At 63.4% G+C, this 14,399-nt stretch carries 13 protein-coding genes and 1 other RNA gene; 5 read left to right on the forward strand and 9 right to left on the reverse strand.

What is annotated here, in order from left to right:
- Positions 1 to 11: 11 nt before the first annotated feature.
- The 5 genes from carA to grpE all read right to left on the reverse strand — a co-directional run bounded on the left by carA (position 12) and on the right by grpE (position 6,008).
- Complete coding sequence (carA, locus tag BTO32_RS11180; protein WP_175618660.1) at positions 12 to 1,142, reverse strand: glutamine-hydrolyzing carbamoyl-phosphate synthase small subunit; 1,131 nt, start codon at positions 1,140 to 1,142, stop codon at positions 12 to 14.
- Positions 1,143 to 1,358: 216 nt separating this feature from the next.
- Positions 1,359 to 2,159 (reverse strand): 4-hydroxy-tetrahydrodipicolinate reductase, encoded by an 801-nt coding sequence (gene dapB / locus BTO32_RS11185; protein WP_076724720.1) that lies wholly within the window; start codon positions 2,157 to 2,159, stop codon positions 1,359 to 1,361.
- Between the two features lie 37 nt (positions 2,160 to 2,196).
- Positions 2,197 to 3,318: a molecular chaperone DnaJ gene (gene dnaJ, locus BTO32_RS11190; RefSeq protein WP_076724721.1), complete on the reverse strand. Its 1,122-nt coding sequence runs from the start codon at positions 3,316 to 3,318 to the stop codon at positions 2,197 to 2,199.
- A gap of 76 nt (positions 3,319 to 3,394) precedes the next feature.
- Positions 3,395 to 5,320 carry a molecular chaperone DnaK gene (gene dnaK / locus BTO32_RS11195; protein ID WP_076724722.1) on the reverse strand — a complete coding sequence of 642 codons (1,926 nt, stop codon included), beginning with the start codon at positions 5,318 to 5,320 and terminating at the stop codon, positions 3,395 to 3,397.
- 91 nt (positions 5,321 to 5,411) lie between these two features.
- On the reverse strand, positions 5,412 to 6,008 hold the full coding sequence (grpE, locus tag BTO32_RS11200; protein WP_076724723.1) for a nucleotide exchange factor GrpE: 597 nt from the start codon (positions 6,006 to 6,008) through the stop codon (positions 5,412 to 5,414).
- Between the two features lie 272 nt (positions 6,009 to 6,280).
- On the opposite strand from grpE, the gene recN reads away from it, so the two are divergent.
- Positions 6,281 to 7,957 (forward strand): DNA repair protein RecN, encoded by a 1,677-nt coding sequence (recN, locus tag BTO32_RS11205; protein WP_076724724.1) that lies wholly within the window; start codon positions 6,281 to 6,283, stop codon positions 7,955 to 7,957.
- Positions 7,958 to 8,037: 80 nt separating this feature from the next.
- On the opposite strand, the gene fur is transcribed toward recN, so the two are convergent.
- The gene (fur, locus tag BTO32_RS11210; RefSeq protein ID WP_076724725.1) at positions 8,038 to 8,454 is read right to left on the reverse strand and encodes a ferric iron uptake transcriptional regulator; all 417 of its coding nucleotides are present in this window, start codon (positions 8,452 to 8,454) and stop codon (positions 8,038 to 8,040) included.
- A 121-nt stretch (positions 8,455 to 8,575) separates the two neighbouring features.
- On the opposite strand from fur, the gene BTO32_RS11215 reads away from it, so the two are divergent.
- Positions 8,576 to 8,902: an outer membrane protein assembly factor BamE gene (locus BTO32_RS11215; RefSeq protein WP_076724726.1), complete on the forward strand. Its 327-nt coding sequence runs from the start codon at positions 8,576 to 8,578 to the stop codon at positions 8,900 to 8,902.
- A gap of 7 nt (positions 8,903 to 8,909) precedes the next feature.
- On the opposite strand, the gene BTO32_RS11220 is transcribed toward BTO32_RS11215, so the two are convergent.
- The 3 genes from BTO32_RS11220 to BTO32_RS11230 all read right to left on the reverse strand — a co-directional run bounded on the left by BTO32_RS11220 (position 8,910) and on the right by BTO32_RS11230 (position 11,299).
- Positions 8,910 to 9,194, reverse strand: coding sequence for an RnfH family protein (locus tag BTO32_RS11220; RefSeq protein ID WP_076724727.1), 285 nt, complete (start codon positions 9,192 to 9,194; stop codon positions 8,910 to 8,912).
- On the reverse strand, positions 9,194 to 9,637 hold the full coding sequence (locus BTO32_RS11225) for a type II toxin-antitoxin system RatA family toxin (protein ID WP_076724728.1): 444 nt from the start codon (positions 9,635 to 9,637) through the stop codon (positions 9,194 to 9,196). The genes BTO32_RS11220 and BTO32_RS11225 overlap by 1 nt, the downstream gene beginning before the upstream one ends.
- Before the next feature lie 66 nt (positions 9,638 to 9,703).
- Positions 9,704 to 11,299 carry a sodium-dependent transporter gene (locus tag BTO32_RS11230; protein ID WP_076725085.1) on the reverse strand — a complete coding sequence of 532 codons (1,596 nt, stop codon included), beginning with the start codon at positions 11,297 to 11,299 and terminating at the stop codon, positions 9,704 to 9,706.
- Positions 11,300 to 11,476: 177 nt separating this feature from the next.
- Between BTO32_RS11230 and smpB the strand changes: the two genes are divergently transcribed.
- The 3 genes from smpB to ssrA all read left to right on the forward strand — a co-directional run bounded on the left by smpB (position 11,477) and on the right by ssrA (position 13,982).
- Complete coding sequence (smpB, locus tag BTO32_RS11235) at positions 11,477 to 11,959, forward strand: SsrA-binding protein SmpB (protein WP_076724729.1); 483 nt, start codon at positions 11,477 to 11,479, stop codon at positions 11,957 to 11,959.
- A gap of 165 nt (positions 11,960 to 12,124) precedes the next feature.
- On the forward strand, positions 12,125 to 13,543 hold the full coding sequence (locus BTO32_RS11240) for a wax ester/triacylglycerol synthase family O-acyltransferase (protein WP_076724730.1): 1,419 nt from the start codon (positions 12,125 to 12,127) through the stop codon (positions 13,541 to 13,543).
- 79 nt (positions 13,544 to 13,622) lie between these two features.
- Positions 13,623 to 13,982, forward strand: a transfer-messenger RNA (tmRNA) gene (gene ssrA, locus BTO32_RS11245).
- Positions 13,983 to 14,399: the final 417 nt, after the last annotated feature.

Genomic DNA, 14,399 nt, shown 5'->3' on the forward strand with positions numbered 1-14,399 from the left:
GCGCGCCCGCCTCAGGCGGAACGCGCCTCCATCAACCGGATAAACTCGTCAAACAAGGGCGCCACGTCGTGGGGGCCCGGGCTGGCTTCCGGATGGCCCTGGAAGCTGTAGGCCGGCTTGTCGGTCCGGCGGATGCCCTGTAACGTGCCGTCGAACAGGGACTTGTGGGTCGCCTTCAGGTTGGCCGGCAGGGTGGTTTCGTCCACCGCGAAGCCGTGGTTCTGACTGGTGATCATCACGGTGCCGGTTTCCAAGTCCTGGACCGGGTGGTTGGCGCCGTGGTGGCCATGCCCCATTTTTACGGTCCGGGCTCCGCTGGCCAGCGCCAGCAGCTGATGCCCCAAACAGATGCCGAATACGGGAATGTCGGTTTCCAGGACCTCCCGGATGGCCTGGATGGCGTAGTCACACGGTTCAGGGTCACCCGGGCCGTTGGAAAGGAAAATGCCGTCCGGGTTCATCGCCAGCACCTCGGCAGCGGGCGTCTGGGCCGGCACCACGGTAATGTCGCAGCCTCGGGCCGCCAACATCCGCAGGATATTGAGCTTGACGCCGTAGTCCCAGGCCACCACCTTGAACCGAGGCGCGTCCTGCCGACCGTAACCCTCGCCCAGGGTCCACTCGGTCTGATCCCAGCGCCACACGGTATCGCAGGTCACTTCCTTGGCCAGATCCATACCCTTGAGCCCCGGGAAGGCCCTGGCCAGCTCCAGGGCCCGCTCCGCGGTGGCGCCCTCACCAGCAACGATGGCGCCATTCTGGGAGCCCTTGTCCCGCAGAATGCGGGTCAGCCGCCGGGTATCGATGTCTGCAATGCCGACAATGCCATTGTCCCGCAGGTAGTCGTCCAGGCGCCCCTCGCTACGCCAGTTGCTGGCCATCAGCGGCAGGTCGCGGATGATCAGGCCCGCTGCATGAATCCGATCGGACTCTACGTCCTCGGCGTTGACGCCGGTGTTGCCGATGTGGGGATAGGTCAGGGTTACGATCTGGCGGGAATAGGACGGATCGGTCAGGATTTCCTGATAACCGGTCATGGCGGTGTTGAAAACCACTTCACCGCTGGTCTCCCCCTCGGCGCCGATGGCGGTACCGTGGAAGAGGCTTCCGTCTGCGAGGGCAAGGATTGCTGGTGTGCTCAAGGCTTGTATCCTCATCGAGTGGCGGATAGGTTCGTCACGAACAGGAACGCAAGCGCAAATTCAGGTCGCAAAAAAGCGAGAGGGAGTAAACACTCCGTCCCGCCTTTCATTACACTTGATTAAAGCTTATCAAAGCTACGCTTGGTGCAGTCAAATCGCCCCATTGTAAAAAATTAGGCATTTTTTGTCCACGACCAATCGCCCCCGACCGGAGCTTCACCTCAGCCCCAGCACGTCCTGCATGTCGTACAGTCCGGCAGGCTTGTCCGCCAGCCACTGGGCGGCACGCACGGCGCCCTTGGCGAAGGTCATGCGGCTGCTGGCCTTGTGAGTGATTTCGATGCGCTCGCCCTCGGTGGCGAACAGCACCGTATGGTCGCCCACCACGTCGCCGGCGCGAATGGTTTCGAAGCCGATCTCATGACGGCTGCGCTCGCCGGTAAAGCCTTCGCGACCATACACCGCACAGGTTTTTAGGTCCCGCCCCAGGGCCTCGGCCACCACCTCGCCCATGCGCAGCGCGGTGCCGGAGGGTGCGTCCTTTTTGTGGCGATGGTGCGCCTCGATGATTTCGACGTCATAGTCGTCGCCCAGGGTCGCGGCAGCTGTGCGCAGCAGATTCAACACCACGTTGACCCCCACGCTCATGTTCGGCGCGAACACCACCGGAACCGCCTCCGCCGCCAGAGCCAGCTGAGCCTTTTCCGCGTCGGACAGCCCGGTGGTACCCACCACCAGCTTCTTGCCGTTGGCCTGGCAAAAGGCGGCGTTCTCCAGGGTAAGGTCGGGGAACGTGAAGTCGATCAGTACCTCGAAGTCGTCCTTCACCTCGGCCAGGCTTCCGGCCAGCGCCACGCCGGTCCGGCCGATGCCGGTGAGCTCACCGGCATCGGCTCCGATCAGGCTGCTGACCGGTTCGACAATCGCCGCGCCCAGCGTCAGCCCTTCGGCAGCCTCAACAGCCTCGATCAGGACCCGCCCCATGCGCCCGGCGGCGCCCATGATTGCTACCTTCATACCGTCTCTCTTTCCTCGCGTGCGATGCGGCAACGGCTCAGAACTTCATCTCGTCGAAGAAGTTTTTCACACCCTCGAACCAGGAGGTTTTCTTGGGCGCATGGTGCGTGCCGTTGCTGCCATCCAGGGTTTTCTGGAATTCTTCCAGCAGTTCCTTCTGGCGTTTGGTCAGGTTCACCGGCGTCTCGATCACCACCCGGCACAGCAGGTCGCCGGGAGGGCCGCCCCGAACCGGGCTGACCCCCTTGCCGCGCAGCCGAAACAGCTTGCCGGTCTGGGTCTCGGCCGGAATTTTCAGTTTCACGCGGCCATCCAGGGTCGGCACTTCCAGCTCACCGCCCAGGGCTGCGTCCACGATGCTGATCGGCACCTCACAGTACAGGTTGCGGCCGTCCCGGGTAAAGATGGGATGTTCGCGCACGGCAATCTGAACGTACAGATCCCCCGGCGGACCGCCGTCCACGCCCATTTCCCCCTCGCCGGACAGGCGGATCCGGTCGCCGGTATCGACGCCGGGCGGCACCTTGACCGACAACGTCTTCTGGTCGCGCACGCGCCCCTGCCCATGGCATACCTTGCAGGGGTTGCGAATGATCTGCCCCGTGCCACGGCAGGTGGGACAGGTCTGCTGCACGGAGAAGAAGCCCTGCTGCATCCGGATCTGCCCCAGACCCTTGCAGGTGCCGCAGGTTTCGATACCGGAGCCCTTCTCGGCACCGGTGCCATTGCAGGCCTCGCATTCCTTGTAGCTGGGAATCGTGATCTTAACCGTTTTACCCCGAACCGCCTCTTCCAGGTCCAGCTCCAGGGTGTAACGCAGATCCGCGCCCCGGGTGTTGCGGCCACGGCCACCGCCGAAGATGTCGCCGAACACGTCGCCGAAGATATCGGAGAAACTGGCGCCGCCGCCACCGAAGCCGCCCCCCGCCTGGCCATCGACACCGGCGTGGCCGAACTGGTCGTAAGCGGCCCGCTTGTTGGCGTCCGCCAGCACCTCATAGGCTTCGCTGGCTTCCTTGAACTTGTTCTCGGCCTCCTTGTCACCGGGGTTGCGGTCCGGATGGTACTTCATGGCGAGCTTACGGTACGCTCGCTTGATCTCCTTCTCGTCCGCGTCCCGGGATACGCCGAGGACTTCGTAATAATCGCGCTTGGCCATGCTTCAAACCCTGTATTATTAACGCGGAAAACGCGGGAAGGCCCCGCGTTTTCCAGCTCACTGACGTACGCCCCGGTTACTTCTTGTCGTCGTCCTTGACCTCTTCGAACTCGGCATCGACCGCGTCGTCGGCGGTAGCGGAGGACTGGGCGCCGTCCTGACCACCCGCCTGGGCCTGCTCCGCCTGATCCGCGTACATCTTCTGCGCCAGCTCAGCGGACACCTCGGTCAGCTTCTGGGTTTTGCTTTCGATGGCCTCCTTATCAGAGCCTTCCAAAGCCTCTTCGAGGTCCTTGATGGCCGCCTCGATGGACGCTTTCTCACTGTCGCTGACCTTGTCGCCGGCCTCGTTCAGGGTCTTGCGAACCGCGTGGATCATGGCGTCGCCCTGGTTACGGGCCTGCACCAGCTCCTCGAACTTGCGGTCCTCCTCGGCGTTGGCCTCGGCGTCGCGGACCATCTTTTCGATTTCCTCGTCACTCAGGCCGGACGAGGCCTTGATCACGATGGACTGCTCCTTGCCGGTGGCCTTGTCCTTCGCGGACACGTTCAGGATGCCGTTGGCGTCGATGTCGAAGGTCACCTCGATCTGCGGCACGCCCCGCGGCGCCGGCGGAATGTCGGTCAGGTCGAACCGGCCCAGGGACTTGTTCTGGGATGCCTGCTTGCGCTCACCCTGCACCACGTGAATGGTCACCGCCGTCTGGTTGTCCTCGGCCGTCGAGAAGATCTGCGACTTCTTGGTCGGGATGGTGGTGTTCTTCTCGATCAACGGCGTGGCCACGCCACCCATGGTTTCAATGCCCAGAGTCAGCGGCGTCACGTCCAGCAGCAGTACGTCCTTGACATCACCGGACAGCACCGCGGCCTGAATCGCGGCCCCCATGGCCACGGCCTCATCCGGGTTGACGTCCTTGCGCGGTTCCTTGCCGAAGAACTCTTTCACTTTCTGCTGAACCAGCGGCATCCGGGTCTGGCCGCCAACCAGGATCACCTCGTCGATTTCGGAGGCTTTCAGGCCGGCATCCTGCAGCGCCACCTTACAGGGCTCCAGGCTGCGCTGCACCAGATCCTCGACCAGGGACTCCAGTTTGGCGCGGGTCAGCTTCACGTTCAGGTGCTTCGGACCGGACGCATCGGCGGTGATGTACGGCAGGTTGACGTCGGTCTGCTGGCTGCTGGACAGCTCGATCTTGGCCTTCTCGGCAGCCTCCTTCAGGCGTTGCATGGCCAGGGAGTCGCCGCGCAGGTCAATGCCGGTATCCTTCTTGAACTGGTCCGCCAGGTACTCAATGATTTTCAGATCGAAGTCCTCACCACCGAGGAAGGTGTCGCCGTTGGTGGCCAAAACCTCGAACTGGTGCTCGCCGTCCACGTCCGCGATCTCGATGATGGACAGGTCGAAGGTACCGCCTCCCAGGTCATACACCGCCACGGTACGGTCACCGCTCTTCTTGTCCAGGCCATAGGCGAGGGCGGCCGCCGTCGGCTCGTTGATGATCCGCTTCACGTCCAGACCGGCGATCTTGCCCGCGTCCTTGGTGGCCTGACGCTGGCTGTCGTTGAAGTAGGCCGGCACGGTGATCACCGCCTCGGTGACCTTCTCACCCAGGTAGTCCTCGGCGGTTTTCTTCATTTTCTTCAGCACTTCCGCGGAAATCTGCGGCGGCGCCATCTTTTTGCCCTTCACTTCCACCCAAGCGTCGCCGTTGTCGGCCTTGACGATCTTGTAGGGCACCATCTTGATGTCCTTCTGGACAACATCGTCCTCGAAGCGGCGGCCGATCAGACGCTTGATCGCGAACAGGGTGTTCTGCGGGTTGGTCACCGCCTGACGCTTGGCGGACTGGCCCACCAGAGTTTCGCCATCGTCGGTGTAGGCGATGATGGACGGGGTGGTGCGGTCACCTTCGGCGTTCTCGATCACTTTGACCTTGTCACCATCCATGATGGCGACACAGGAGTTGGTGGTTCCCAGGTCGATACCGATAATCTTGCTCATTGAATCACTCCAAATCTCTTGAATGCTTGCCCGGAGAGTCTGCCCCGACTCTTGACTGTTTACTGGCTATATTGGCGCGCCGTTCCGCTTTTCAAGCCTGCTCATCCACTTTCGGCGCATCCGCCGGCTTGGCCACGACCACCATGGCCGGACGCACCACGCGGCCATTCAGCAGGTACCCCTTCTGCACCACGGACACAACGGTATTGGGCTCCGCGCCCGGCGCCGGGACCATGGACATCGCCTCATGCTGCTGCGGATCGAACGGTTCCCCTTCCGGGCTGATCTGCTCGACATTGAACTTGGCGAAGCTCTTGAGCAGCAGGTCCAGCGTCATTTCGACGCCTTCCCGGATGGACGCCACCAGCTCGCCGGCCTCCTGGTGGCCAGTGGTGCTTTCCACCGCCTTCTCCAGGCTGTCCGCCACCGGCAGCAGCTCCTTGACGAACTTCTCCAGTGCGAACTTGTGCGCCTTTTCGACATCGATCTGGGCTCGCCGGCGCACGTTCTGCATCTCCGCCTGGGCCCGCAGCGCCTGATCCTGCGCTTCCTTCAGCTGGGCCTGCAGCGCCTCGACCTCGGACTCACCCTGCGCCTCGGCCTGCACCTCCGGCCCTTCTCCGGCGGCCGCCTCGGCTGTTTCCTGAACGTCCTCTACCTGCTCATTGCGGTTTTCGTCAGTACTCATGACTACTCCTGCTAAAACGAAAGCGGCCAGACAACACGGCCGTGGACTTTGCTTCCGGCCGAAGCACGCCGGAAAACGGTAGTTGCGAACCGATATGGGGCCCCCGGCCCGGGTTTCAACCTCCCCACGCCCGATTCATGACGAATTTCAATTTCCGCTGTTTGCAAACCGCAAAAACACTGTATATATTTCCAGATACTGTACAAGCACACAGTATCCACCCGGGCCACGGCGCACCCTGCCGCCGGCCCCCGAGGGAGCGGAGGCCATCCATGCTCACACAACTCACCGTGTCCAACTACGCCATCGCCGAAAGAATCGAACTGCAGTTCCGCCAGGGCATGACGGCACTGACCGGGGAGACCGGCGCCGGCAAATCCATCGTGCTGGACGCCCTGGGCCTGGCCCTGGGCGATCGCGCTGACGCCGGAGCTGTCCGCCACGGCGCCAAGCGTGCAGACATCACCGCCACCTTCGACATTTCCCGGGTACCAGAAGCGCGGGCATGGCTGGAACGCCATGAACTTGATGACGACAACGACTGCATCCTGCGCCGGGTCATCAGCCGCGACGGGCGCTCCCGGGCCTACATCAATGGCCAGCCCTGCCCGCTCACCCACCTCAGGGCGCTGGGCGGCCTGCTGATGGATATCCACAGCCAGCACCAGCACCAGTCGCTGCTGCGCAAGGACACCCACCGGAAACTGCTGGACGAGTTTGCCGGCGCCCAAGCTCTGGCGGGCGAGGTTCACGCCGCCTGGAAATCCTGGCAGCAAGCCCGGCAACGGCTTGAGCAGCGACGCCAGCACGCGGACGAAGCGGAAGCACGCCTGCAGCTGCTTCGCTACCAGGTAGAGGAACTGGATAGACTGGCGCTGGCCGACGATGAGCTGGGCCAGCTGGAACAGGAACAGGCCCGCCTGAGCCAGGCGGATACGGTGCGGCACCGCAGCCACCTGGCGGCGGAGCTGTGCGTGGGCGAAGAAACCAGTGCCGCGGACCTGGTGCGGCAGGCCCTGCAACAGCTGGAGCAGCTGCCGGTGGAAATCCCCGCGTTGGCCGACACCCTGCAGATGCTGACCGAAGCCCGGATCCAGATTGCCGAGGCCGGCGACAACCTGCGCCGCTTCGTCGATGACTATGACGCCGACCCCGCCCGCCTGGCGGACGTGGAAGAACGCCTGAGCGCCATCTATCAGCTGGCCCGGAAGCACCGGGTGGCGCCGGAGGCACTGCCCGCCCTGCACCGGCAGCTGGCCGAGGAACTGGCGGAGCTGGACGCGGGGGAAGGCAGCCTGGAACAGCTGGAAGCCGAACTCGACCGACACCGACAGGCATTCGAGACGCTCGCCAACCGCCTCTCGGAGGCCCGGCAGCAGGCCGCCGCGGACCTTGACCAGCGAATCGGCGAGGAGCTGGCCCGACTGGGCATGCCCTTGGTGCAGTTCGTAACCCACCTGGCCCGGCACGACGACGAGCCCGCGCCGCACGGCTGGGAAGACATCGAATTCCTGGTCAGCGCCAACCCGGGCCAGCCGGCCCGTGCCCTGGCCAAGGTCGCGTCCGGGGGCGAACTGTCACGTATCAGCCTCGCCATCCAGGTGGTGGTCGCCCAGACCTCCACCACACCGACCCTGGTGTTCGACGAAGTGGACGTCGGCATTGGCGGCGGCACCGCCGAAGTGGTGGGGCGCCTGCTCCGGACTCTGGGCAACCATGGCCAAGTGATCTGCGTAACTCACTTGCCCCAGGTGGCAGCCCAAAGCCATCAGCACCTGTTTGTCAGCAAGTTCACGGAACAGGACACCACCTACTCCAGAATCGAGGCGTTGGATGATCAGGGGAGGATTTCCGAGGTGGCGCGCATGCTGGGGGGCGTGGATGTGACGGAACAGACCCTGGCCCACGCCCGGGAGATGTTTTCCAGAGGGCAGGCCACGCATCACTGACGAACGCCACGCGCAACCTAACCCCTCTCGATCCTGAGAGCTGCTTTGGCGGGCCTTCCGGGCCCGCCTTTTTTATTGGGTTATTCCTTGGACTTGAGGGGCTTCACGTAAAGGATCAGGCTGTGATCGACAATCTCGTAGCCGTGTTCCTCGGCAATCTTCTTTTGACGCTCCTCGATGACTTCGTCCACGAACTCGATCACCTCGCCGGTCTGGGTACAGACCATATGGTCGTGATGTTCTTCTCCGGCCATTTCAAAGACCGCGTGCCCGCCTTCGAAGTTGTGCCGCAGCACCAGACCGGCCGCCTCGAACTGGGTCAGCACCCGGTAAACCGTCGCCAGCCCCACATCATCTCCCTGCTCCAGCAGTTTCTTGTAGACATCCTCGGCACTGAGGTGATGCTCCTCGGAGTTCTCCAGGATATTGAAGATTTTCACCCGCGGCAGGGTGACCTTCAAACCGACTTTTCGCAATTCGGCGTTTTCAGATGACATGCTATCATTCGCTCTTTGGTGTGCCTCACGGCTTCCGGTATGATGAAGCCGCCATTAACGGTCGACCCGTCTCAAACCTGCCTCCGGCAGGCGATTTCAAGATAGAGGATTTCCCCTGGCGATGCAAAAGCTCACCGCTCTCATTCTGAGTCTCGTTCTGGCCGGTTGCGCATTCCCCGGCGTCTACAAAATCAATGTCCAGCAGGGCAACATCGTCACCGACGAGGAGCTGACCTCCCTGACCCCCGGCATGCCGCGAAGCCAGGTGCACGCTGTGCTCGGCACGCCCCTGCTGCTCAATCCGGTGGACGATTCACGGGAGTATTATGTGTACACCCTCCAGCGCGCAGGCGGTGACATCGAAGAGCAACGCATCGTTATCTATTATGAAGGTGATAGCTTTTCTCATTACGAAGCGCAGCTGCTGGAAGACACACCCGCCTACTAAGGCGGGTTCAGGCTGACTTCTTTCTGGCGCGGTTGAGACGCGCTTGCTTGGGGTCGATCTTGAGGGGGCGGTACAGCTCCACCCGGTCACCCTCCCGCAGCGGATGGTTCGCCGGGTCTTTGATCACCTTACCGAAAATACCCATGTCATTGCGGTCCGGGTCGATCTCCGGAAAAATCCGGGTAATGCCGGACTGCTTCACCGCCGCCAGGGCGGTGGTCCCCTCCGGCACCTCCAGCGACAGAATCTCCTGCCGGTCCGGCCGCGCGTAGGCCACCTCCACCCGCAGCATTACACCACCTCCCGATACAGCTGGTCGGCCCGGCGGCAGAAGGCATCCACCAGGGTGTTGGCGGCCTGACTGAAAACCGGCCCGAAAGTCATGCGAGACAGTGAACCGGAAAACTCGAACTCCAGCGTCAGGATCACCTTGCAGGCATTGTCGTCCAGCGACTTGAAGTGCCAGCGGCCGGACAGGTTCTGGAAGGGGCCGTCCACCAGGTTCATCTCGATGGCCTCCGGCATGTACAGCCGGTTTCGCGTGGTCAGCCGGTGACGCAACCCGCCCTTGGCAATCTCCAGGGACGCCGTCACCTGGGCCTCATCCCGTTCATGGACCTCGGCGCCCGCGCACCAGGGCAGAAACTCCGGATAGCGGGCAACGTCGTTGACCAAGTGAAACATGCGCTCGGCCGAGTGCATGACAAGCGCGGATTTATCGATCTGATGGGCCATGGGCTCCCGTTGTCCTGCGGATCAATGCTTGGATACACCCACGGACTCCACGGGAGCCCGTGCAACTCAGACGCTATGATATAGGATCTCATCGTCGTTTGGGGCATTTTCCGGAGCGTCGGCACCCTCCCCCGGCGACGCCGGCACCGGCTCCAGTGGCCCGGGCACCGCCGGAGCGGCCGTCCCGTCGCCGCCGTCGCCAGGCCGACCGCTCCCGGACCCAGGCACCTGCAACGGCTCGCCGCGATCACACCACAGCGCCGCCGCGCCGGCATCACACACGCTTTCCAGCGAAGCAACGGAGTACATGCAACCCATCGCCACCACCGCCACCGGCAGCACCCAGCGCAACACCCCATACCAGATGGCGGCAAAGGCCGCGGGCGTTTCGCCAATCAACCGATGGGCCAAGCGCCGGGTCAGACACCAGCCGGCGAACACGGAAACCAGCACCGCCACCACGGGTACCAATACCCCACCGGAGACCAACTCCAGCCAGCGGAAGACCGTGGCCCCGCCAAGGCGGACATCCGCCCAAAGATTGAACGACAGCAGCGACAGCAGACCGGCCGCCCACACGGCAACGCCGACCAGGACCGAGGAAAACAGCCGGGGCGCTCCGGTCCACTCCCGCAGCCAGGCCACCACCGGCTCCATCAGCGCCAGCGCGGTGGCCCAGACGATCAGCACCACCAGCAAGTACATCGCCGCCAGCAGGAACTGGCTGGCGGCAAGCGGCGCCAGGGAGGCCGGCAGCAACACGAACAACAGGGAGAAACCATGGGCGTCGCCGGCGGAGGCCCCCCCGACGGTCAGGGCAAAGATCGTCAGACCGGCAAGAATCGCCACCAGGGTGTCCATCAGCACCGTCGCCAGCAGCGAGCGCTTGAATCGCGTCCGGGGTGCGGTATAGGCGCCGAGGATGGTCCACACGCCCATGCCGAGTCCCAGGGTATAGAACGCCTGGAACAGCGCCGCCGAGACGCTGGTCCAGGACAGATCCTGCCAGTGCAACCCCAGGACCCGGTCCAGCGCCAAGTCCAGGCGCCCAACCGTCGCCGCCAGCAGAAACAGCGCCAGCATCAGCACCAGTGTGGTCGGCACCAGCAGCCGCAACGAACGCTCCAACCCGGCCCGCACACCACGCGCCGACACCGTCACCACCAGCACCAGAAAAAACGCATGCCAGGCCATGAACTGGCGGTAGTGGCCCGGATCCGACACCAGCTCCGCCAGCACCGCCGCCGCGCCGGCTTCGCCGCCCCCGGAAAAACGGCCAACGGCCCCTTGAAACACATAGGCGAGCCCGATCGCACCGAATACCGCGGTGTAAGAGAGCACCAGAAACGCCGCAAAAATGCCCAGCCGGCCGGCCAGCATCCAGCCGCGCGAGCAGCGGGCGCTGCTGACCAGACCATCCAGTGCCAGCACCAGGCCATGGCGTGCGTAACGACCAAACGCCGCCTCGGTCACCATCAACGGCAGGGTCACCAACAGCAGGCACGCCAGGTAGACCAGCAGGAACAACCCGCCGCCATGGTGACTGGCCAGGTAGGGAAACTGCCACAGATTGGCCAGGCCCACGGTGGCTCCCACCGACGCCCAGAAAAACGTGGATTTTCGGGTAAACGACCCGATTGAGGTCTGATACGGCCTGGACATGCGCTCCCCTGACGGTCCCAGGCCGGACATTGTAGCGGATGCGCGACGGCCTGGCGCCTCCTGGCGGATGGCTTTCGGCGTTTTCGTGACCGGTCTGGCAGTCCTGCGCTACAATGCGCGCTTTGCCGGCACCCCGCCGGCCAAGCATTCATCCGTCCGAACCCGGATTTCCGATACATGAGCAAGAAGAAAACCGCAACGCCAAGCAGCAGCACCATCGCCCTGAATAAGAAGGCGAGGCACGAATATCACATCGAGGAGCGGTTCGAAGCCGGCCTGGCCCTGCTGGGCTGGGAGGTCAAGTCGCTGCGTGCCGGCAAGGCCCAGCTGGTGGACGCCTACGTGCTGCTCAAAGACGGCGAGGCCTGGCTGTTCGGCGCCCACATCACACCGCTGAGCACCGCCTCGACACATGTGATCGCGGACCCGACCCGGACTCGCAAACTGCTCCTGCATAAAAAGGAAATCGCCAAGATCGTCGGCAAGGTGAACCAAGCCGGCTACACCTGTATTCCCCTGGCCCTGTACTGGAAGAAAAACAAGGTCAAATGCGAGATCGCCCTGGCCAAGGGCAAAAAACTGTTCGACAAACGCGCCACCGAGAAGGAGCGCGACTGGAATCGCCAGAAACAGCGCATCCTGCGCGAGGCCAACCACTGACGGCGGCGGGCTCCGCCCGCCTCGCCACCACGCCGTGGTGCCGCCCACGTGTCGCTTCCGGAGCACCTTGCACCCCCACTCCACCCACCTATACTGAAACTCTCTGACCGGTTCGGGACACGCGATACCACGGCACCGGCCGATGGACCACGGAGGGAGCCCCCCATGCCATCTCAACGGATCCCGATGTCGGCGGTGGACCGCGCCTGGCTGCGCATGGACACGCCGGAAAACCCGATGATGATCTGCGCCGTCCTGATGCTCGCGCAGCCCATTCCCATGCCACGCCTGCGCCGGCTTCTGGAAACCCGGTTCCTGTGTTTTCGCCGGTTCCGTCAGCGCATCGTCGAAAAGGGCGACAGGGTCTACTGGCAGGATGACCCGCATTTCAACCTGGACAACCACCTGCATCGCATCGCCCTGCCCGGGCCGGCAGGCAAGGCGGAACTTCAGGAGCTGGCCGGCGACCTCAACAGCACCGCCCTCGACTTCCGCCGCCCCCTCTGGCAGATCCACTACATCGACCGCTATAACGGTGGTTGCGCCTTGCTGATTCGGATCCACCACTGCATCGCCGACGGCATTTCCCTGGTCCGCGTTCTTCTGTCCCTCACCGACAAGAGCCCCGAGCCGCGGCTGCATCGGGTGGCCGGCCACTCCCCGGCACCGCAAACCGCGCGGCCGATGCTCCAACGCCTCCTCCACCGCACCGTGGATAGCCTGCAAACCGCCATCGAACAGGCCCGCCTGCTGTACCAGTCGGTCCGGGAAGACCCGGGCTACCCGCTGAAACTGGCCACCACCGCCGGCGACATCGCCCTGGATCTGGCCAAACTGGGGCTGGCGCCGTTCGAACCGAGCACCGGCCTCAAATCGTCCCTATCCGGACGCAAACAGGTAGCCTGGGCCGACCCCCTCGACTTAGCCGAGGTCAAGGCCTGCGCCCGTGCGCTGGGTGGCACCGTCAACGACGTGCTGCTGAGCGCGACCACGGGCGCACTGCACCGACATTTCCGAAACACCGGCGCAGCCCTGCCCACATGCGGCATCCGGGTGGCCGTGCCGTTCAACCTCCGGCCCCTGGACCAACCCATCGAAACCCTGGGCAACCAGTTCGGCCTGGTACTGGTACGCTTACCGGTGGATGTAGCCGACCCGATCCAGTGTTTTCATCAGGTGCAGGAGAACATGAACCGCCTCAAGCGGTCCTACCAGGCCCAAGTCACCTACAGCCTCCTTGACCTGTTCGGCCGCGGCCCCGATATCCTGGAACGCCGGGCGCTGGCACTGCTCAGCAACAAGGCCTCGGCGGTGCTGACCAACGTCCCGGGCCCCCGACAAGCCGTCTACCTGGCGGGCAGCAAACTGGTGCAGCCCATGTTCTGGGTGCCCCAGAGCGGCAGCATTGGCATTGGCATGAGCATCCTCAGCTACGCCGGCACCGTGCAATTCGGCATCACCATGGACAAGGCCATCCAGGCGGACCCCAACACCGTGATGAAACACTTCCGGGATGCCTTCCAGGCCCTCAGCCATGCGGCCCTCGCCGGCAGGCCCGGCGCCGGTGCCCGCCAAGCCGGCTGAGCGCCGCAGCCGGTAGGTACAAATCCCGGAGATTCCCCTTGAAGTCCACACACCCGGCCCCATATACTCAGTCAGACAAGGGGACGACATGGCTTCGACGCCGGTGACGAACCCTTGGGTGCATGCCGAGATGGCAGCGAATCTCGTTAATCCAAAGCTGCGTTAAAATAGTCGCAAACGACGAAAACTACGCACTGGCGGCTTAAGCCCGCCGGTCGTTCCGGCTGAGGTGTCTGTAACTCAGTTTTTCCGGAACGTCATCGCTTACAGGCTGCTCCGTGCGTCAGAGCTCACTGACACACGGCTAAGACCAAAGAGCTCGCCTCTGGCACCCTGGCCTTCGGGTCGCCCGAGGTTAAATCAATAGAAGGACACTAAGCATGTAGACCTCAAGGCTGAGTGCTGGCGGACGCGGGTTCAATTCCCGCCGTCTCCACCAATAATGAAACCCCAACCCTTCTCGGTTGGGGTTTTTCATTTCTGGGGCCGCGTACCTGTGCAGGCTCGTGCGGAATCCCACGGACTTCGCGGAACGGCCACCTAGCCCGCCTTGCGCCGGAATCCGCTCTCTCCGGCCGAATATTCTCTGCCACTCTCACCGCTCGAAATGGGCGAAGTCCGTGACCGGAGAACCCCACACCCTTTGTAATCAACGACTTATTCTCGGACTTGGCGAAAGGTTTGATTGGGGAAACCGGTTGGGCGAAGGAAACAGGGCTCGCGCCCTCAGCCCTATCCGTCGTTCCACCTGCTCTGGCCCGGGATCCACAAGGCAATGATCTTGCTATCTTTTTCCAGCTGAGCGTTCATAGGTCCACGCACCCTAGACGCGAGGTTTCACATGGTAGCGATCACC

The sequence above is a fragment of the Marinobacter lutaoensis genome, assembly GCF_001981305.1.
GTDB classification, from domain to species: Bacteria; Pseudomonadota; Gammaproteobacteria; order Pseudomonadales; family Oleiphilaceae; genus Marinobacter; species Marinobacter lutaoensis.

Coding starts and splice junctions, on each gene's coding strand:
- dapB (WP_076724720.1), bottom strand. CDS start 2,159: ATGAAGGTAGCAATCATGGGCGCCGCCGGGCGCATGGGGCGGGTCCTG.
- dnaJ (WP_076724721.1), bottom strand. CDS start 3,318: ATGGCCAAGCGCGATTATTACGAAGTCCTCGGCGTATCCCGGGACGCG.
- dnaK (WP_076724722.1), bottom strand. CDS start 5,320: ATGAGCAAGATTATCGGTATCGACCTGGGAACCACCAACTCCTGTGTC.
- grpE (WP_076724723.1), bottom strand. CDS start 6,008: ATGAGTACTGACGAAAACCGCAATGAGCAGGTAGAGGACGTTCAGGAA.
- recN (WP_076724724.1), top strand. CDS start 6,281: ATGCTCACACAACTCACCGTGTCCAACTACGCCATCGCCGAAAGAATC.
- fur (WP_076724725.1), bottom strand. CDS start 8,454: ATGTCATCTGAAAACGCCGAATTGCGAAAAGTCGGTTTGAAGGTCACC.
- BTO32_RS11215 (WP_076724726.1), top strand. CDS start 8,576: ATGCAAAAGCTCACCGCTCTCATTCTGAGTCTCGTTCTGGCCGGTTGC.
- BTO32_RS11220 (WP_076724727.1), bottom strand. CDS start 9,194: ATGCTGCGGGTGGAGGTGGCCTACGCGCGGCCGGACCGGCAGGAGATT.
- BTO32_RS11225 (WP_076724728.1), bottom strand. CDS start 9,637: ATGGCCCATCAGATCGATAAATCCGCGCTTGTCATGCACTCGGCCGAG.
- BTO32_RS11230 (WP_076725085.1), bottom strand. CDS start 11,299: ATGTCCAGGCCGTATCAGACCTCAATCGGGTCGTTTACCCGAAAATCC.
- smpB (WP_076724729.1), top strand. CDS start 11,477: ATGAGCAAGAAGAAAACCGCAACGCCAAGCAGCAGCACCATCGCCCTG.
- BTO32_RS11240 (WP_076724730.1), top strand. CDS start 12,125: ATGCCATCTCAACGGATCCCGATGTCGGCGGTGGACCGCGCCTGGCTG.